This is a genomic window from Bacteroidota bacterium (genome assembly GCA_030706745.1).
GTDB lineage: Bacteria > Bacteroidota > Ignavibacteria > Palsa-1295 > Palsa-1295 > PALSA-1295.
The window spans coordinates 55,757-75,999 of sequence record JAUZNX010000015.1 but is presented as its reverse complement, the minus strand read 5'-3'; the positions used below and the strand labels follow the sequence as shown (position 1 = coordinate 75,999).

Annotated in this window: 16 protein-coding genes; 11 read left to right on the top strand and 5 right to left on the bottom strand. The window is 52.4% G+C overall.

The features are described 5' to 3' along the window. Positions 1 to 22: 22 nt before the first annotated feature. From Q8902_13870 to Q8902_13855, 4 genes are all read left to right on the top strand, one after another. Positions 23 to 745, top strand: coding sequence for a hypothetical protein (locus tag Q8902_13870; GenBank protein ID MDP4200646.1), 723 nt, complete (start codon positions 23 to 25; stop codon positions 743 to 745). Then, positions 742 to 1,293 (top strand): 16S rRNA (guanine(966)-N(2))-methyltransferase RsmD, encoded by a 552-nt coding sequence (gene rsmD, locus Q8902_13865; GenBank protein ID MDP4200645.1) that lies wholly within the window; start codon positions 742 to 744, stop codon positions 1,291 to 1,293. The genes Q8902_13870 and rsmD overlap by 4 nt, the downstream gene beginning before the upstream one ends. Positions 1,294 to 1,361: 68 nt before the next feature. Next, positions 1,362 to 1,865, top strand: coding sequence for a pantetheine-phosphate adenylyltransferase (coaD, locus tag Q8902_13860; protein ID MDP4200644.1), 504 nt, complete (start codon positions 1,362 to 1,364; stop codon positions 1,863 to 1,865). Beyond that, positions 1,865 to 2,722: an NAD+ synthase gene (locus Q8902_13855; GenBank protein MDP4200643.1), complete on the top strand. Its 858-nt coding sequence runs from the start codon at positions 1,865 to 1,867 to the stop codon at positions 2,720 to 2,722. The genes coaD and Q8902_13855 overlap by 1 nt, the downstream gene beginning before the upstream one ends. A gap of 14 nt (positions 2,723 to 2,736) precedes the next feature. Here the strand turns inward: Q8902_13855 and Q8902_13850 are convergent, their stop codons facing one another. Next, positions 2,737 to 3,645 (bottom strand): phosphatidate cytidylyltransferase, encoded by a 909-nt coding sequence (locus tag Q8902_13850; protein ID MDP4200642.1) that lies wholly within the window; start codon positions 3,643 to 3,645, stop codon positions 2,737 to 2,739. 46 nt (positions 3,646 to 3,691) lie between these two features. On the opposite strand from Q8902_13850, the gene Q8902_13845 reads away from it, so the two are divergent. Next, positions 3,692 to 4,036 carry a response regulator gene (locus tag Q8902_13845; GenBank protein MDP4200641.1) on the top strand — a complete coding sequence of 115 codons (345 nt, stop codon included), beginning with the start codon at positions 3,692 to 3,694 and terminating at the stop codon, positions 4,034 to 4,036. Here the strand turns inward: Q8902_13845 and carB are convergent. Beyond that, positions 4,029 to 5,552, bottom strand: a complete 1,524-nt coding sequence (carB, locus tag Q8902_13840) for a carbamoyl-phosphate synthase large subunit (protein MDP4200640.1) — start codon at positions 5,550 to 5,552, stop codon at positions 4,029 to 4,031. The two genes, Q8902_13845 and carB, sit on opposite strands and share 8 nt — an antisense overlap. A 126-nt stretch (positions 5,553 to 5,678) precedes the next feature. Further along, positions 5,679 to 8,519, bottom strand: coding sequence for a TonB-dependent receptor (locus Q8902_13835; protein ID MDP4200639.1), 2,841 nt, complete (start codon positions 8,517 to 8,519; stop codon positions 5,679 to 5,681). A gap of 206 nt (positions 8,520 to 8,725) precedes the next feature. Here Q8902_13835 and rmuC point away from each other — a divergent pair, with 206 nt between their 5' ends. Then, positions 8,726 to 10,258 (top strand): DNA recombination protein RmuC, encoded by a 1,533-nt coding sequence (gene rmuC / locus Q8902_13830; protein MDP4200638.1) that lies wholly within the window; start codon positions 8,726 to 8,728, stop codon positions 10,256 to 10,258. 185 nt (positions 10,259 to 10,443) lie between these two features. Here the strand turns inward: rmuC and Q8902_13825 are convergent, their stop codons facing one another. Further along, complete coding sequence (locus Q8902_13825) at positions 10,444 to 12,417, bottom strand: T9SS type A sorting domain-containing protein (GenBank protein ID MDP4200637.1); 1,974 nt, start codon at positions 12,415 to 12,417, stop codon at positions 10,444 to 10,446. A 161-nt stretch (positions 12,418 to 12,578) separates the two neighbouring features. On the opposite strand from Q8902_13825, the gene Q8902_13820 reads away from it, so the two are divergent. Continuing rightward, the gene (locus Q8902_13820) at positions 12,579 to 13,784 is read left to right on the top strand and encodes an AI-2E family transporter (GenBank protein ID MDP4200636.1); all 1,206 of its coding nucleotides are present in this window, start codon (positions 12,579 to 12,581) and stop codon (positions 13,782 to 13,784) included. A gap of 16 nt (positions 13,785 to 13,800) precedes the next feature. Here the strand turns inward: Q8902_13820 and Q8902_13815 are convergent, their stop codons facing one another. After that, positions 13,801 to 15,537: a hypothetical protein gene (locus Q8902_13815; protein ID MDP4200635.1), complete on the bottom strand. Its 1,737-nt coding sequence runs from the start codon at positions 15,535 to 15,537 to the stop codon at positions 13,801 to 13,803. An 87-nt stretch (positions 15,538 to 15,624) separates the two neighbouring features. On the opposite strand from Q8902_13815, the gene pheS reads away from it, so the two are divergent. From pheS to Q8902_13795, 4 genes are all read left to right on the top strand, one after another. Continuing rightward, entirely contained in the window at positions 15,625 to 16,656 is a 1,032-nt protein-coding gene (gene pheS / locus Q8902_13810) for a phenylalanine--tRNA ligase subunit alpha (protein MDP4200634.1), read from the top strand. A 145-nt stretch (positions 16,657 to 16,801) separates the two neighbouring features. Then, complete coding sequence (locus Q8902_13805; protein MDP4200633.1) at positions 16,802 to 18,064, top strand: hypothetical protein; 1,263 nt, start codon at positions 16,802 to 16,804, stop codon at positions 18,062 to 18,064. A 139-nt stretch (positions 18,065 to 18,203) separates the two neighbouring features. After that, positions 18,204 to 19,214, top strand: a complete 1,011-nt coding sequence (locus Q8902_13800; protein MDP4200632.1) for a hypothetical protein — start codon at positions 18,204 to 18,206, stop codon at positions 19,212 to 19,214. Between the two features lie 12 nt (positions 19,215 to 19,226). Next, on the top strand, positions 19,227 to 20,237 hold the full coding sequence (locus tag Q8902_13795) for a hypothetical protein (GenBank protein MDP4200631.1): 1,011 nt from the start codon (positions 19,227 to 19,229) through the stop codon (positions 20,235 to 20,237). Positions 20,238 to 20,243: the final 6 nt, after the last annotated feature.

The window sequence follows — 20,243 nt, the reverse complement described above, 5'->3', positions numbered from 1 at the left end:
GATTGACGTAAATTTGTGGACATTGCTACAGTACCTCGTCCACAGTATCACCACGCATAGCGCGCTTGCCCTTGCATTCGAATTGCACGGTGAGCGGCTGCTCTGCACAGGTGAGCGTAATGGCATACCTGATCTTATTGTCCAGGCATACGACCCGGCACACGACATCTCATATCGAGTGCCACAGGAGGTTACCTCTCCTGAACTCGAGGAAGAATCCCAGATTCACGTTCCGAAGTCGTTGCGAGAGCAAATCGATCGTCACGTGCTTTCTTCCACGCTTGGCTCAACGGTGCTCCACCAATTTGTTCAGCGGCTTGCACCTGCAATTTCGCCGCTAAGCGCTTTGCGTATGGTGCTGGAGCCATTGGACGGAGTCAATGCGGCACTCATCGAAGCGAATAATGGAGGACTGAGTTATCTTCATCGCATCGGAGAGAACACAGACGCGCAGCTTGCGTCCTCCTCGCTGAAGTCATTCATTGAGGAGTATGCCGAGGAACGCTCCAGATTGTCTCCCAGACCGGATGCTTCGAGCATAATCTTGAGCGGCTTCGATCTCGACCATTTCGAAAACTTTGATTCTGATGAATCGCGTAATATTCGCGTGATCTCCATCGAGGATTTTGTCCCACTTTGTGACTTCACAGAAGATGCGGTCAGGCTTGTCGGCGAAACACCGCATCTTTACACGCTCGCGATCGGAGCGGCGTGCGTATACATGGCAATGCTGACAGCCAAGTGAGAATTGTTGCCGGTAAATTCCGAAGCCGTGAGCTGCTTGCCCCGAGCAATACTGGGACGCGGCCGACAACGGACCGGGCGCGGGAGGCGCTCTTCAATGTCCTCGCAAACATGATAGAGTTTGACGGCGTACGCGTTCTCGATCTCTTTGCGGGTTCTGGTGCGCTGGCTTTCGAGGCACTCAGTCGCGGAGCGCAGTCCGCCACCTTGGTCGAGCGCGATCGCAAGGCAACAGAGGCTATCCGCAAAAATGCCGAGAAACTCGAAATTGGCAGCGCCATAACACTTGTCCAGAAAGATGTCTTTCGGTTTCTCGAAGCAGGACGGACAGAGAGCGAACCATACTCACTGATCTTCTCCGATGCACCCTATGATGAGACACGTGCACTTCAGGAGATAGCTCACCGAATATTTGCGAAGGATTGGCTCGCGCCAGGAGGCATTTGTGTTATCGAGCACCGCACTGGAGATCAACCGCACATTCCGGAGAATGCAAAACTACTTCGAGAGCTACGTGCCGGAGAAGCATCATTCACGATCATCGTCTAGCATCCGTAGGATGCATTGAGGTTCGATTATTCAGGATTATTCAAGAAGAACTTTGTTCTAGCAACCGAATGAAACGTATTGCCATCTATCCCGGTACCTTCGACCCGATCACGAACGGACATCTGGATATTATTCGCCGATCTTCCGAGCTGTTCGATGAAGTTGTTGTTGCTCTGGCTCGCAATAGCCAGAAGGCACCGCTGTTTGCGGAGACCGAACGACGCGAATTGATCGAAGCCGCTGTTCTCGAATGTTGTACTGACCGCACGAACATTCGAAGCGATGCATTCCAGGGTCTGCTCGTCGAGTATGCACGCATGACCGGCGCGACAGCCGTCGTTCGTGGACTGCGCGCCGTAAGTGATTTTGAATATGAATTCCAAATGGCGCTGATGAATCGTAAACTGGCGCCGGAAATCACGACGGTCTTCCTCATGCCGCACGAACAGTACACGTATCTGAACTCGACAATCATTCGCGAGTTGGCCCGGTACGGCAAAGATGTCAGCGATTTCGTGCCTAAGGTTGTCGCCGACGCACTCAAAAAGAAGTTTGAAGTAAAGTATCACTGATGGAAGCGCCGCATGTACTTTCGAAATCGCCACTCGTGCTGAATGCCGAGCAGGCAGCGCACGTGCTAAGCATATTTATCGGAGATGAAGTCCGCAGGACCGGTCTGAAAAAAGTAGTGATTGGTCTTTCCGGCGGTGTGGATTCTGCGCTTTCGACGTATCTTTCGGTTCGCGCGCTGGGCTCTGAACATGTCCACGTTTTGCTGATGCCATTCCGTACTTCGAATCCGGAGAGCGTAAGCGATGCCGAAGCGGTTGTGAAGGACCTGGGTTTATCCCATGAGTTGTTAAGTATTTCTTCCACGGCGGACGCTTTTTTCAATGAGACGGAAAATAGCATTGGTGAGATGGACCGCATGCGGCGTGGCAATGCACTCGCGCGGTTGCGAATGATCGCGCTCTACGATCGTTCAATGGCACTTGGTGGGCTTGTCATTGGCACTTCGAACAAGACCGAATCGCTGCTCGGCTATACTACTCTGTTTGGCGATAATGCCAGCGCAATCAACCCCCTTGGCGATCTCTATAAGACACAAGTCTGGCAGTTGGCGGAATATTTGGGCGTTCCAGATTCCATCGTGCATAAGGCTCCATCTGCCGATCTCTGGCCCGGCCAAACAGATGAAGCAGAACTTGGAATCGCCTACCACGAAGTCGACGAACTATTGTTCTTTATGGTCGACTTGCGAGAATCAGATGACGCCCTGATGCGGCGTGGTTTTTCCAGCGAATTGATCGGTCGAATTCGTCAGAAGATTCAGCGCTCTCAGTTTAAGCGGCGGCCTCCTCTTATCGCAAAGATCTCTAGCCGCACGATCAACTTCGACTTTCGGTATCCGCGCGATTGGGGGACCTAGGACAAAGATGGTGATTAGATACCAAATAGGTGGAGGTATACATAAGTGGTAGGAAAAATAAAGAGAATCGAGTCCAACCGATCCAGTACACCTCCATGACCAGGAATGAGAGCCGATGAGTCCTTGACTCCAACATCCCGCTTAAACATCGATTCGGCAAAGTCCCCGATCTGTCCCAGCACTCCAGTGATCAGGCCCATCGCGATGGCCGTTGTGAGAGAAACTTCCGCGAGTGAATCCAACACATTAATCGCAATGATCCAGGTTGCAATCGCAGCGATAAGTCCCGCAATGCCGCCTTCCCAGGACTTGTTTGGGCTGACACGAACGGCGATTTTGTGCCGGCCGAAGGACCGGCCAATGAAATATGCAGCGGAATCACAAATCCAGATCGATGCCAGGAGAAGGATGGTGAAGTATCCGGCCTGAGCAGAAACCTGAGCTGGAGAAATATCCAGTCGAGTCATGGCAGCGTGGATGTAAAAGTATTCGTGGACACCGTAAAATCCTCCGAGTCCAAGGCCAATATAGAGCGCCCCGCCAAGTGTGACTGAGACTTGGACGAGCGGGTTCGGATAACCTTTGAACAACTCCGCCATGAGCGTCACGATCGTCCCGAGGATCAAAAGCACCGGCACCAGTGCCGTTGTTTCGACATCGGCACCAACATGAATATGAAGTGTGGCAAGCAGGTCATGAAGATGCATGCCCCCAAAGGTCAGAACGATGAGCGCCGTTAGCGCCATGCCAATCCCCACTTGCGGGATGAAGCCTTTGGCTTTGGCAAGATTGTAGAACTCATGCACGGCGAGCAAGGCGAAGATGATCGCAAGGCCGAGCAAGCTGTACGGTTTGAAAATGACAAGAACTACGATCGGGATGCCCACGACCGCGACCAGGATTCTCTGACTAAGATTACTCATGCAGGATTGAGTAACGAGTATTGTCGAATGAGTGTTCAGAGCGCCGATGAGGATATTATTTGTTGAGGATAACCTCAATACCGGTCTGGCGATGAAAGTGTTGCTTGAATTGAGACAACACCAGGTGGATCACGCCGCCAACGTGGCGCAGGCAATGGATCTGCTAAGATCGAAGGAATTCGATCTGTTGATCAGCGATCTCTCATTACCCGATGGGACTGGCTATGATATTCTCTCTCACTCGCCAAAGCGTGTCCCAGCGATTGCGCTTAGCGGCTATGCCTCAGAGCATGACCGCGCAGAAGCCATCTCGAAAGGATTCCGTGAGTTCTTGACGAAGCCATTTAAGACCGAAAATTTGCTGGCGGCGATTGAACGAGTTGCTACTTAATCGTGAACTGCTCGCTCGAATGATACTCTCGAACGCTTTCTGCAGCACTTCGTAATTCCCGTTCCATTCGCACAATTTGCCAGAGCTGATCCAGGAACCACGGGTCAATCTTGGTTAATTCGTGGATAGCTTCGATCGACATTCCGAGTTGAAGCGCATACCGTAGTGTGAAGATCATATCGCTTCGACGTTGGCTGAGCCGCTCGCGGACTGTTTCCATTGCGTGTATCTTCTCTTGCTCCGACATCTCTGCGATATCGAACTCATCCTTGCCATCCGCCCCAAGTCCGTAACGTCCCTGCTCGAGTGAACGCAATGCCTTTTGCATGGCCTCTTTGAACGTACGGCCAAATGCCATTGCTTCGCCGACCGACTTCATCTGAACGCCAAGCTGTGAAGAGCTTGCTTCCAAGCCTTTGAATTTTTCGAAGTCCCAACGTGGAATCTTGACGACGCAATAATCGATCGTCGGCTCGAAGCAACTCGGCGTCATCTTCGTGATGTCGTTCGGAATTTCATCAAGCGTGTAGCCGACAGCCAACCGTGCTGCAATTTTCGCAATGGGAAAGCCCGTCGCTTTCGAAGCAAGCGCGGAGGACCTGGAGACCCGAGGGTTCATCTCGATCACAAGAATGCGACCGTTCTCGGGGTTCAGCGCGAACTGAATATTCGAGCCACCCGTCTCCACGCCGATGGCGCGAATAACTTTGATGGCTGCGTCTCGCATCTGTTGATACTCTTTGTCCGAAAGGGTTTGGGCTGGCGCGACGGTGATCGAGTCGCCGGTGTGCACGCCCATCGGATCGAAATTCTCGATCGAACAGATAATGACGACATTATCCGCGAGGTCTCGCATGACCTCAAGCTCGAATTCCTTCCAGCCGATCACGGACTCCTCAACGAGCACCCTGTGAACCGGGGATTGGTCGAGCCCGTGCTGGACGATCTGGCGGAATTCCTGCTTGTTCCAGGCGATACCGCCACCGGAACCACCCATAGTAAAGCTGGGCCGGATGATGGCCGGGAAACCGACCGTCTCAATGAGATCGAGAGCCTCATCCGTTGAGTTGACGAACCCGCCTCGCGGCATCTCCAGACCAATCGACTTCATGGTCGCCAGGAATTCTTCGCGGTCCTCCGCACGCCTGATCGCTTCCGGTTTGGCACCGATGAGTTCAACGTTGTTTTTCTTCAAGGAGCCGCGCTCGTGGAGCGCTAACGCGTTGTTCAGGGCAGTTTGTCCGCCCATCGTTGGGAGAATCGCGTCAGGGCGCTCTTTTTCTATGATGGCCTCTATGTATTCGGGCGTTATCGGCTCGATATAGGTCGCGTCGGCGAATTCCGGGTCGGTCATAATCGTCGCCGGATTCGAGTTGACGAGAATGACACGGTAGCCTTCCTCCTTCAAGACTTTGCAGGCCTGGGTACCGGAATAGTCGAATTCGCAGGCTTGCCCGATGACAATCGGGCCGGAGCCAATAATAAGGATACTTTTGAGGTCGTTACGGCGGGGCATCGAGGGTGCCTAACACGCGCCGGGGAAAAACCTCTCCGCATCTGGAAAATATGAAAGATGAAGTATGAAATGTCAGGGGAGACTGACCTGATATCTCATAATTCGCCTTTCATCTCATCGATCTAGCTATAAACTCGGGAGTGTGTAGGCTGCCCGAAGCACCGTCAGTCGCCCGATTTGCGGGGCACCGATTAGCTCCTGATGCAGATTATTGAGAACATTCGTCACAGATAACGTCAGCATCAGATTGTTCCATGATTCCAAACGGTAGTTAACGGTGAGATCGAGAACATGCCGCGCGCCAATATCGCCAATCCAATAGCTATCGTTCATCTTGAAGGCATCGCTCCATCGGTCGCGAAGTTCGACGCCCATGCCTCGAGCCAACCCCGAGTACCGCGCCCCGATCGATGCGCGATACTTCGGCATATTGAGTGCAAAGGGATTCTGCGAGGAAGAATCAACGGAATTCAGTTCGCTAGCATACCAGTAGTTCTTGTTCAGCCAGGAGACTGAGCCAGTGAAGGCCCAGTCATCATTCGGTTTTGCCTCGAACGAGGCGTCGATTCCGTAAAACTCGACGCTATTCTCAAGGTAATTGCGAGTACCGATCAGAATGTCAGTTGGATGTGTCTCGTTGGCTGCGCCACCAACCGGTTGCACGACACCAAGCGGGAGCGAACCGATTGCGGCGGTTAGCGAATCAGCGACAATTCCAGCGATGGCCGGTCCAAGTTTGGGTGTTAAACTGTCGAGGACATATTGGTGAAACTGTTGAGCATTGATCAGAACATTCGGGGTGAGCGCGACAGCACTTGCCCGAATCGCGGAATAGTGTGTCTGGTAGGCGTCCACCTCATATTGAAAGGATCGTGAGACCGATCCTTGATAGTCTAGTTCAAGAGTACGTTGATGTTGAGCCTGGACATCATTGATTGGAAGCGGATTCGTTGTGATGGAGGAGGCTGGAAAAGCATCCGCAGTGGATGCGGCGTGTAGGTTCAGGTACGCCATGTATGTGCCGACCTGTTGCGGATTGGGCGCACTCAGACCACCAACCATGGATGCCAGCATTGAGTCAAGGCCGTCCTTCTTGGCCTGTAATTTTGCAACCGCGAGTCCGCGAAGTACTGGCCAGAGTACATTCAGTGCTGAATTCGTGGGCAGCGTCCCGGGAATTCGAGGATCGAGGTTGAGCGTGGTGTTCATGTTGTACGATCCATCCGCGTTTGGCTTGAATGTTAATCCAGAGACATAGGGACTAACATAGCGAACATTCACCGGCGTGAAAGGCAACTGATTCTTACCGAATCCAAATGCATCCGAGCCGAAGAGAAGATCCGCGTAGAGATCGTTCTCCGTCGGGAGGAGGTACGTCTCATTGTACATCGCGCGCACGAGGTGTTGTTCGTTGAAGTGATATACGACCGCAGCGCGGGGAGAGAAAATCGGTTCTGTCAGATAGCTGTGTTTATCAAGTCGGCCGGCAAGCACGAGTTCGAGCGCATCGTCCATAAGCGAAGTCTGCGACTGCAAATAGGCGCCAACGATCGAGACGTTGCCATGTCCATCGTCTGGTCCCCAGATCGTCGTGTCGGATATTGGATGGATCGCTTGATAGTCTGCGCCGTAGGTTAGCTTCTCGTTCTTCATCGGAGAGTATTGATGTTGAATCTGCGCAACATACGTCGAAGATCGATTAATGATCGGAGCACCGGTCGGCAGAAAATACGAGCCGGAGGTATTGTTATGGTTAATGGCGGCCTGAACGAATAGATCTTTATAGTTCAATCGGGCCTGAACGAAATCATACATCCAATTCTTGATCTGAGCCCCGCCGAAGTCCTCGGTCATCGCGATATCATTCGCGATATTGGTAAGGCCACCGGTGATGTTCAAAGTAGCATCGTCTGAAAGAATGTCGTCGGCCCGAGCCTCAAACGAATATACTTCGAGAGCATAATCACGGTTGCCGATACGCGAGAGACTATCATAGACCGAGCTGCTGAGATTCGGAGCAAGTAGTGCAAGCTGAGCATACTTTCGCGCTGTGTCTTCTTTCGGGTCGTCGGCAAGCTGCCAATCGTTCGCTCTTAGATAATGTCCACTGATCTTGAATGCAAACTTATCGCTGAGTGCTTGCGCATACCGAACTCCACCATCGAGATAACTTCGCTCGCCGCCTGCGAGCGAGATATTGGTACCCTGAGAAGAGAACGGAGACTTCGAAATAAAGTGAACGACTCCCGTTGCGGCCTCCGGTCCATAGAGTGCGGAACCAGGCCCGCGGATTACCTCGATATGATCGATATCCTCGTTCATTTGTGGCATCAAAATGCCGTAGAATCCTCCAATCGAAGGGACTTCCATCGAATGATAATCATTCATTGTGAGAACATCGCTGCCAAAGACGCTGTGCATGCTTCGACTCGCATAGGTCGACATGGCGATGCCTTCGTGGCTCAGGTCGATACCGGGAACATTGGCGAGCGCATCCGTCGGAGTCGAATTGATGTGTTCGCGTATCTCCGCTGAAGAGACCACGGAGATGGATGCCGGCGCGTGCGTTGCCTTTTCTTCATGCCGGGAGGCTGTGACGACGACCTCTTCGGAATTGAGTGGTTGCTCGGCCATCGCAACTCGAAGAACCGTAGGGTTGGAGGATCCTACTTGTGTCTCCGTGTGTACCGCGGTATAACCAAGGATCGAGCAGGTGACACTATACCTCCCGGAGCGGAGATTTCCAAATCGATATTTCCCGACACTATTCGTGAATGTATACTCCGAGAATGTCGTATCGCTTTGGAGTTGGGCTTTTACGATCACGCCGGCAAGCGGTCCGCCAGAACCAGTATCGACGACTTCGCCCATTAGTATGGCCCCTTTGGCGCCCTGCGCGAGGATTGCAGGCTGGATGGCAAACGATAGAGTGGAAACGAGAGCCAAAGTCACGAGCGAGCGGTTCACTCTATTACGGCAAGTCATTTTGTTTGGCAAAGTTGACATGGATGTAGAAAAAGTAAAGCTTCCAAAATGGCGAGGGACACAAGGCCGCAGGAGACATTGCCCATTCCGAAATAGAATCAAAGATACGAAATTCGAGTCGATTTCGCAAGGGATTCCGAAATTATTTCAAATCTGTCTCGCTTTACCCATCCATCACACAATACACTATGGAATTCACCCCGATTGAGTATGCCCTGTTTGCCGTCCTGGCCATCTCATTCATTATTTCATTCTGGCTTCGGTCCCGGCTTTCGCGCCGTCTTCGGGATGAACGCGAAAAGAGTGTCCGACTTGAAGCGCTCTACGAGCAGATTCCAAAACTGGAAGAGGATTTGAGTAATGTGCGGAATGAATGCGCCCATCTTCAGGATGTGGCCCGAGCCCTGGAGCATGATCTTGGCCAACAAAAGGCAATCGCTGGTGAAGTGCCAAATCTGAAGGACATGATCCGGAAGGCCGACGAGCAGATCAGGTACTTATTCGCTGAGAAGGCTCGGTTGGAAAAAACCGTGGAAAATGACGATGAAAAGCTCCGAATGCTCATGGAGGCGAGAGAAGAGCTTTCGAACAATTTCGACCGAATCAGCAAACAAGCTCTCACACTGAATTCTCAGTCATTTCTCGATCTTGCTCGCGAATCCCTCTCCAAATATCAGGAATCGGCCAAGGGCGATCTCGAAAAACGGCAGCAGGCGATCAGCGAGTTGGTGACACCACTGCAGACTAAGCTTCGTGAATTCGAGCAAAAGGTAGACGAAGTATACCGTACCGAAGCCGCTGAACGAAACTCATTGAGAGGTGAGATAAAGAACCTGGTCGAATTGAACCAGCAGATTAGCCGGGAAGCATCGAATCTTGCGCTTGCACTTAAAGGTGACACGAAGAAGCAAGGGAATTGGGGCGAACTCATTCTGGAAAAAGTCCTCGAGTTCTCAGGACTTCGTAAAGGTGACGCAAACGATAAGAAAGAATACCGTCTTCAGGACAGTTTCCGAAATGAACTTGGCGGGCGATCGATCCCAGACGCAATTATCTATTTGCCAGAGAACAAGCACATCGTCATCGACGCGAAAGTCTCGTTGGTTGCGTACGATCGGTGTGTTTCCGCACAAACCGATGAGGAACGTGCGGCTGCTCTCTTCGATCATGTTACCTCGGTCAAGAAACACATTAAGGAACTGAGTGATAAGGACTATATTTCGCTTGCGGAATTGGACTCGCCGGATTTTACGCTGCTTTTCATGCCAATCGAGTCTTCATTTGGTCTCGCGATCCAGGCTGACAATGAACTCTTCGCTTACGCGTGGGACCGAAAGATAGTGATCGTCAGTCCTTCGACGTTGCTGGCAACTCTGCGTACGATTTCCTCCATCTGGAAGCAGGAGCGCCAAACACGAAACGCGCTGGACATTGCCGATCGTGCGGGCAAGATGTATGACAAGTTTGTCGGTTTCACCGAAGATCTGATCGCTGTAGGCAAAAAGATGGGCGAAGCAAAAACCGGATACGATGATGCAATGCGGAAGCTTTCGACCGGACCCGGAAATCTTGTTCGGCAGTCGGAACAACTCAAGGAGATGGGAGCGAAGGCCACTAAGCAGCTCACAGCCAAGCTATTGGAGCGATCAGGTGATGAAATGCAATCGGAGCCTCTTCTTGCTGCCGCAGGTGGTGAAGTCAAGACGTCAGAGCCAGCTTAGACTCTACTCACGCTCATTATGAATACGGTCTCGCTGATCATTGTGATCGTTGGCTTTATCTTATTTGACCGGATCGTTCGCCATAAGCCGAAAGAGGATCGGCGACCGAAGTAATCGGCGTATTACAGAACTGGCCTCGTCTGCTTAAAGCAGGCGAGGCCAGTTCGTTATTAGTATCTGAATGTTTAGTGGGATACCGATAGCCGTCCGGAGGTCACAATGCCCTGGGATTCGACTCGATAAAGATACACACCGGAGGGCAACAATCGCACATCAGGCGTAAGTGCGTGAGTGCCAGCGGATTGCTCGCCACTCAGCAACGAAAATACCCGGTGCCCAAGCATATCGAATAGATCGATCGTGACGTAACCATCCTTCGCGAGGGAGTAATGAATCGTTTGTGTCACGGCCGTGCTACTGATGGAGGTCATCGATGGAACCGGGGCGGTCGCGACATCGGCGGAGTTGGCAACGTAATCCTTTTGGATCGTGGAGTAATTGCCTGCAAGATCGAGCACGCGGACGGTGGCGTGTGCCGCTTTCGTCCGATCGAGGACGATCAGGTCGAATGAGGACTGGGCCTGACCGTCTCCCTCAACGAACGAGTCTGGCTCTACAATCTTCATGTTGGACATGCTGTCCACTTCAAATTGTGAAAGGCCCGACATGTTCGTCGATTCATCCGAAACATCCACGTGGGTGACGGCCGGATCCGGACTCACCGCTACGACCATCGGTATGAGGGTATCCGCACTTCCGATCGTCGAGACGCCGATCGTCCCGGCATATCCGACGGCTTCATCATAGCTATCGCCATAGACATTCACGGCTACACCACTGTCTGAGGTCACGATGTGCTGCTTCGGGGCCAATCCATTTACTTGATAGATCGCGCAAACGTTATCATCGTAAATTGGACCGGTGAGCTTCGTTCCATCGAGGTTGACGGGTACACCCGAGCGTGCCACAATGGTGACGTGCCAGACATATTGTTGCTGGTTGCCAGTCGCACGGAGAACGTTGAAGATTACCGGCGTCACGAACTGATCGGTGGAATTGACAGCCATCATAAACGGATCATAGTTGCCATTCGTATTGTCAGGCCAGGTGGCACTGTTGGAGTACTGCATGAGCAAAAACGGAGTGGAGCTTGTCCAACTCCCTGCCGTTGCCACGTCGTGCTGGAAATAGTGATCGTTTGGATTGACCAGCGTGTCGAAGACTGACTGGCCAAAGGAATCGGTCCGATAGATGATCTGGTTTGCCGTAGTTCCAATAACCAGGTATGTATCTCCACCCTTTCTACGTGCGAGTGGTGCCGTGTAATAATTAGTGCCCCACGTCCGGGTCGGAGGGATCATCTCGCAAATGTAATCGCAGTAAGGAAAATTACCCGGAATGTTGGCACATTCGGTGGCACCGATCACGCCAATTGGCTTCGAGGAGACAATCGAAGTGCCAGTTACATCGAAGTCATCCATGTTGGTGGCAGCAACAGCCTTATATTGGACCGTCTCGCCGGCATTTAATTGAATGGTGAACGGCAGACCCTTTGGATGGGCAACCGTGGTACCGGTCGAACCACGAAGATCGGTCGAAGGTGTAATACGAACGCTCGTCCCGTCCTGATTCGCAAGCACGACGAATTCGGATGGCATGTCATAAACATAAGAGCCGAATCCTTCATATAGGGAGCCGTAGGAAGCGACGACATAAGACGTCCCCCATCCGATGCTCGGAATCACGTACGTTGCATCCGAAGTGTAGGCTTCGTGCTGATTCAAATCGACGAAGAGAGGGGCATCATCGGACCAAACATGGATCGCTTTGCTCTCGATCACATCGCTAGACTGCATCTCCAGGCTGAGTGGCACATTGAATACCGCCGGAGTGCCAGGTGTCACCGCGACCTGCGTCGTTGTGCCTGCATACGCCACCTTGGCCGTCGTTGGATAGCTGCTCGAGATATATAGCATTATATATTTTGAGCCTGCCCCATCAGGGCCATAATTCTCCGGAAGGGCAACCCAATAATCACGGCTGGTGATCGCTTGGCGGTCACGATGGTGTTGCGTGATTGTAACACCGGAAGGCGTTTGGGCTAATACGACGGAGGGAAGAAAGATGAATCCGAGAAAGAAAGCAATGGAACGCTTCATCGAGCTACCTATTATGATAAATGAAGGTTTATGAATTCAATCTAATAACCAGCAGCCGGGACAAAAGTTACATGATTTACTACTCAATTATTACCTAGGCGTAAATTGTTCGTAACATTGTATGACAAAATAGTACACGATAAATGCCGACTAACCACATTGTGAGGACTTTCGAATCATTCCGGCGCTTCGATGGCATTGCTTTGGCCCTTGGTGGCATGGCACTCATCGCCCTCGCGTTTTTCGTTCAATCCGTCTTAAGTCCGTTCGTTACGGTTGCAATCCTGTTTCTTCTCATGTTCCCGTTTCGCGAGTATCGCGCGGCACGGCGGCTGATGGTTGCTGGCGGAGCGCTTTTTGCCGTTTGGTTCTTTTTCTCGCTCTCCGGTTTACTGGTGCCATTCATCCTTGGAGGCTTGCTGGCATATTTGTTCAATCCGATCGTAACACGCCTTCATGAGTCGCGGAAGATTCCTCGGGCCTGGAGCTCGATCGTGTTCGTCCTACTATTTTGCGCCGTGCTGGTTACCGTGGGATGGATCTTCATCCCAAGCTTGATCGTACAAACGAGAGAATTTATCACACGGCTGACCTTTTTTGTACGCGAGCATTCGGATTCTTTCGATCTACCGCATCTGCGGCGAGTGATGCTGACAATGGGGCTGCCAGAACAATTGGTCGATCGTGTACTGCTCGAACAAGTTGGACCCGAGGTTCGCAAGGCCGTCGCGATCGTGCCTCGGATCATTTTCGATCTTATCACCGGTCTGCCAAGATTTTTGGAGCGTACGCTCAATCTCATTATCGTCCCGATTGCCATGTTCTATTTCCTGAAGGACTGGCCAAAGCTGCGCCCGCTGCTCTTTGAGCTCTTTCCCGTTAAGAATCCTGCACGGCGCGATGCGATCATCGCGGACATGGACCGCGTCCTTTATGGCTTTATTCGCGGACAAGCCACGGTAGCTATTATTATCGGGGCGCTGGGCGCAATTGCCTATTCAATATTAGGAATTCCCTATGCGGGCCTGCTTGGGGTAGTGCTCGCCGTTGCGGAGTTAGTCCCGATCGTCGGAATGATCTTCAGTCTATTCGTCGTCGAACTCGTAATATTCCTCACGATGGTCCTGAACTTCGGTGTGATCGCCAGCGGCATTCTGGTTATTATGGGGCTGCATTTTCTGGAGGCGTATTTTATCGGCCCACGTATCATCGGCGAAGGAATCGGAATTCCACCGATTCTGATGATTCTCGCACTCACCGTCTTTGGCTACTTCCTCGGCCTCCTCGGTCTGCTAATTGCTGTGCCAACGACTGGGATTATTCTGCTTTTCGTCAATGAGTACCGGCGCATGCAAAAGGTTACCTGATGCCGGACGACGAGCTTCATCGCTTATCTACTGAGAGCTCGATCACGCGAAAAGTGGATATACTGCTCGTGACATGCGAATGCCGCGCGATGTAATCATTAACCAACCCAAAATCGGAGAGCCGGCATCCGGATTTTGTAAGGGTGTCCTCAATCACGATTTGCCGCACGGCATATCGCCTGAAATTCTGTAGGAGTCGCCGTTCATAGTTGAGAAATTCAGCACTCCCCGGTTGAGCCAAGGTGACTCCGTGATGATACCAAAGTGCCGGATCGACGGACGGTTTGCGTGCTGCACCATATACTACTGATGCGTCCCCAAAATACCAAAAGGCGCCATCCATGCGTCGCAAAGAATCTGTGAGCTCGGCAAGATCTTGAACAGAAAATCGATAGCCACGATAAACTGGTCCATACATTGCGGCGAGCGGGCCTTGAGTATTCTGGCCCGGCGCCTGTGCCTGAAATTCCTCGCTTGTCAGGAAAAGAGCGGCGCGCGACATATTAAGTCGGACGTGGAAGACTGCGGTATCCGCAAGGACAAGCAGAACAAATACAGCGATCAGAAAGGGATGTGGGCGATAGGATCCTTCACGAGTAAGCGCAATGCGATGAAGGATCCCAGCGCAGATCATCACGAAAGGGATTCCGTTCTCGGGCAGCATATTCGTGAATGCGACAAAAAGAATCCCAATGACAATCAACCCCTGAAGAAAGAATATCCTCTGAGAACGAGGAGGGGTAGCCAATCCATTTCTTCGCACCTTACAAAAATGATTGAGAAGGACGACTTCGATCATAGCGATCGTTACAACGTGCCAGATCGCGAGTGAAGCGATGGCGAGAAGAATGCAGAGCGAGAATGTGAGAGCGACCGTCCATGGGATTCGTCCCGCAGACGTGCGTTTCACGAAGTACCACGCCGCAATTCCGGTTACTGCAATGATCGGAAGTGCCAGTGGCAATACATCCCGCCCAAATGCTATGAATTGCCTTCGGCTTAGAAGCGTCAGGAGTCGATCGAATCCTAGGGAGCCCGGAAGAGTAAAGAAGTAGAAATAGAATAAGCGCCAATCAATCCGATAAGCGAACGCCAAAATTAAAAGCCCCAAGAGCGAGAACACCGTGCCAACAGTCAACCAGAGCAATGTTTGCCACTTCCGCCGTGACAGCCCATCAGCGAATATCAGTAAAGCAAAGAATGCAGCGGGAATCTGTTTGCTCAGGTAGCCGAGCAGGAGCAATGGAGGAATAGTGACCAGCAACACAACCCTAATGTTAGCATTAGAGACTCTCTCGGAACGAAGATAACATGCGAGCGTGACAAATCCGAAGAAAAAAGAATGCTGCTCCATATATGGAACACCTTGTGGCACAAACAAATAGAAGGTACTCAACGCGGCGTAGATGACCGCCCATACACGAGATACTTCGAACGCTCGAAGGATAGCGAACGCCACAATCCCAAATATCCCGTTGAGTAATGCGGCATGTAAAACATAGCTCGACCAGGAGATACCGCAGAGATCGAAAAAGACGGCTTGCATCGCGCTCGGAACAATGCCGGATGGCAATGTGAAATCCCGAAATGGGATTTGGCCGGAGAGGATTCTCCATCCTCCATCGAAGATAATTGACTGGTTCGATGGGAGGAAACCGATTCTGCCATACCAGAAAACCAGCGCCCCGCCGATTACAAATAGAAACACGAGTGCCAAAATAAGTCGAATGCGGGAGGGAAGCGCGAGTGGCATGCTGTGGTGTTAGTTCGGTGCAGACCATACAAATATACTTGCTTGTCACCTCAGCACCGTATCTTTGCACCCGTGACATTAAACGATATAATAACCGTCCGAGAAAAGTTGCTGGCCGATTTGGATGCAATCGGCGCGGCGGATCAACTCGAATCATACAAGCTCGCCCATTTGACGCGAAAGGGGACGATCGCCGCCATGTTCGACGATCTCCGCTCAGTATCCAAAGAAGAGAAGCCGATTGCCGGCAAGGAGCTTAATTCGCTCCGGCAGCAGATCGAGGAGCGATTCAAAGAAAAGGAAGCCTTGTATCTTGGTGGTGCTGGCCCCGGCGCACTTAGTGGGATCGACCTCACGATGCCTGCGCGGGCGGTCTCGGTCTCGGCGGCCGGACACGAGCATCCGCTGATGAAGACGCTGAACGAAATGGTCTCGATCTTCGAGCGAATGGGTTTTGCGGTTGAATACGGCCCCGAAGTTGAGGACGACGAGCATAACTTTGGCAAGTTGAATTTTGCGCCCGATCATCCGGCGCGAGATATGCAGGATACATTCTTTGTCAAGTCTTCCGCAGGTGCGGATGGAGCACCACTGTTATTGCGCACGCACACATCTCCCGTGCAGATCCGATTGATGGAGCGGCAGAAGCCGCCGATCCGTGCCATCATGCCAGGTCGGGTGTATCGCAATGAAGCCATCAGTGCGCGGAGTGGAGTGGCGTTCTTTATGATGGAAGGTCTCGTGGTCGGACCGGGCGTTAGCATGGCCGATCTCAAAGGAGTGCTGCTTTCATTCGCGCGACAATTCTTTGGCTCCGATGCGAAGATCCGTCTACGCCCGAGCTTTTTTCCGTTCACAGAGCCGAGCGCCGAAGTCGATGTGAGCTGTTACATTTGTGGCGGCAAGGGCTGCCGCGTATGCAAGAATTCTGGCTGGCTCGAAATATTAGGGGCCGGCATGGTACATCCGAACGTGCTCAAAGCCTGCAACATCGACCCGGAAATCTACACTGGATATGCGTTTGGTATTGGTATTGACCGGACGGCGATGATGCGATACGGGGTCAGCGATATTCGGGATTTCTTCGAAAATGACCTCCGTTTCCTCGAGCAGTTCTAACATGTCTCGTTCGTTCGTGTCGATGTGCCGAAATTTTGTTCTGCTGGTGAGCCCAGTGGGATGTGATTGATACTGGTTTGGCTTGTTTATACGAATATGGGCATGGGTTGAAATGATGCCCCCAGTCGATTTCCATAGATAATCAATGATGACACCGAAACTCATTCACCTTGCCCCTATTCTATTTGTCGCGCTGGTGCTCTGCATCGGTTGTTCCTCATCGCCGGATCCGAATCAGGGTGGTGCTGGGCAGAATTTGACGGGTGCACTCAGCACGCCATTGAACATCGATTTCGGATCGATACCGGAAGGAACGACGAAGGATACGCTGATCACATTCAAGAACACTACGCATGCACCGCTCACCATTCGAAGCCAGACCGTTTCGCCTTCATGCTTTACAGTCGATGGGCTGACGACCATTCCAGCGGATTCCGCGCGCGGCCTGCTTTTTCACTTCGAGCCATCTGATACGATCGATTATGCTGGCTCCGATAGCATTTCGGTAGTTGGTCAGTTCGGGGCGAAGATCATTTTGCACGGCAAGGGATTGCCTCCAAAACACTATCTATATGCCGGCACGATCACCGGCGCCGTGTTTCGCTCGGGAGATAGCGGCTCAACCTGGTTGCAGATGGGCGTGCTCGATACAGCATTTATCGTTTTGGGAATCGCGACTCTTGGGGGCGAGGTCTTCGCCGGCACACACAATGAAGGTGTTCTTCGATCGAAGGATGGTGGTCTAACATGGAAGCCGGTGAATTCTGGGCTCACGGATCACATGATTTATGGACTGGCCGCAATCGGTAAGATCCTCTATGCCGGTACTGCCTATGCAGGTGCGTTTCGTTCTAGCGATCTCGGGACCACGTGGACGCACGTGGATGGTTTGTCGGCTACGTTCATTGGAAATTTCGTGCAAGTTGGGTCGGCGATCTTCGTCGGGACTGGTGCGGAAGGACTGCTTTGCTCGCAAGATAATGGTGAAACCTGGGCCGGGACAAACTACCCGGCGCAACGGGTCCGATCCCTTGCTGTCGTTGGGACGACTCTCTTCGCGGCAAGTGTCAGCGATGTTTATCGGTCCCCGGACAATGGAGCGAGTTGGACAATGATCGACAATGGACTCTCCAAGAGTTCTCCTGATGTCGGAGCGCTTGCGGCAAATGGCTCCGATCTTTATGCGGGAGGTTCCTACCTTTACCACTCCACCGATAATGGTGACAGTTGGATAACAATGTCGAATCCCACACATTTTTCTGTGTATATGTGCATCGCACCGTATGGCTCGCAATTGATTGTCGGTGGAAACGGTGGCATCTGCAGGTCCAGCGACAATGGAGCCACGTGGACTACGCTTACAGGAGCGATTTCGACAAATACAGTAACTGCCATCGGACTGCAATGAACGGTATGCCTGGTTCCGCAATAATCGGAGACTCCTTGTTTGCCTCAACATACGGAGGTGTTCTCCGCTCAACGGACAACGGGCCGACCTCGCGGGCCGCTCAGTCCATGCCGTCTTTCTCAAGTAACCAATCGATCTTGTGAGAGTAGTCAATCTTTTGAGAAAACCCAACAGGGCCGCAGTGCTATTACTAACGCTGCTGCTTTGCGCTGGGAGTGGCTGCGCACCTACGTGTGATGTCGCCGGCGCTGGAAGCGGCGTTCCAGTTGGGCATCAAGACAACTCCGGTGGCTCGCGCGGAGGATTCAAGTTTCTATTTGCTGCTGCGACGGATGGGACTGGAAGACAGGGGGCGATCTTCCGCTCGACCGATTCCGGAAAGACTTGGCAATCGGTTGCTGGCACGCCCCCACCGACATTAACTTGCTTCGCGGCCAATGACACCTATGTCTTCGCGCCGACGGTGCAAGGGCTGCTCCGGTCGGCCGATGATGGTGTGACGTGGTCCAATACAGCTCTACTTAGTGGAAATGAAGTGCTTGGCGTGACGGCGGTTGGTGGCTACGTCATAGCGGCGACCGATTACGGCATCTGGCGTTCGACGAATAACGGCGATAGCTGGACACGGGTATACGACCCTGGGTACGGCAACTTCGCCACCAATGGACGAGACATCCTGGCCAGTAATCCGGGCCTCGGAGTTATCTATTCACGGGATACTGGCCGAACGTGGACCGAGGTAGCAAGCACGATTCAGACTCGGGAAGTTAACGGCGTTGTGTTCGATAGTATCTATATGTATGCTGGCACATACCAGTATGGGATCTATCGATCCAGCAATCGTGGAAGTACCTGGCAGCAAATGCCACTGACATCCTACCCGTACTTTTACGGGCTTGCCACAATGGGTGACACCCTGTTTGCGGCCAGCGATCGCGGTCTCCTTCGATCCACGGATTTCGGATACTTCTGGACGCCGTTGGGGTTCAATAACTCATATACGCAGAGTGTACTCGCCATCAGCCGCCCATACATTTTTGTCGGTACCTTCGGCTATGGAGTGAGTATGACGTCGGACCAAGGGAAGACGTGGAGTACACTCGATACAGGTCTGACCTATAATGTCGTGTATGGATTGGGGATGAAGTAATAATAGACCGTCATGAGAAAAAAAATGTCGCTCGCAAATCTTCTTGCCGGTACCCTGCTATTCGCCGCGTCTTCGATTTCCGGTTGCAATTGCTCGTCGGATCCGAATAGCGGTGGCTCAGGCAATGGTAATGGCGGAGGCGCGTTTACGGGTGTATCGTATCTGTTCGCTGGTACGGACAAAGGCGTGTATCGTTCGAGCGACCAGGGTTCGAATTGGTCGCTCGTCTCCACGCAACCGACGGGCAGGGCCATGATGTGCTTTGTTACCAACGGCAAGTATCTTTATGGTGGCAGCACCGGCTTAGGCACGTTCGTCTCCACTGATAGCGGTATGACGTGGCAATCGACTTGCCCAGGTATCCAGACTGAGTATGTTTATGGCCTCGGCATGTTTGGCCCATTTGTCCTTGCCGGCACGGGCGGTTTGGGCGTGTGGCGCTCCTCCGACAACGGTGCAAACTGGCAGGTGTGGCAGTCTGGCCTTAGCCTCGGTGGGCCATACAACTCCAATCTCTCGTCGTTTGCCTCGATCGGGAGTTCGCTCTTTGTCGCGATGCAGACAGGCGGGTCGTGCTTTCGTTCGAACGATTCGGGACTCAACTGGGCGCTTGCGAACAATGGTCTCAATAGCCAGGGCGCATTCCAAATCCTGGCGATCGACACCATACTATATGCGGGCACGCCAGACGGCATATATCGGTCTAGTGACAAGGGTGGCTCGTGGCGACCCTCGAATGCAGGGATACAATCTCAACTCGTGCTTACGCTGCAACAGCATGGCTCGACCCTCTTCGCTGGGACGAATGCGAATGGGCTGTTTCGCTCGACCGACCTTGGTGCAAGTTGGGCGTCAGTGCATGGAGTGCCATCTTCCGTTCGCGCTCTTTTGGTGAGGGGTAACTCGATCTTTGCCGGCGGGATGGATAGTGTGGTGTATCGCTCCACGGATGATGGAGTCTCGTGGGCACATGGGAATGTTTTTCCCGGCATCCAAGGTGTCTATTCGCTTGGTGCCCAGTAGTAATTC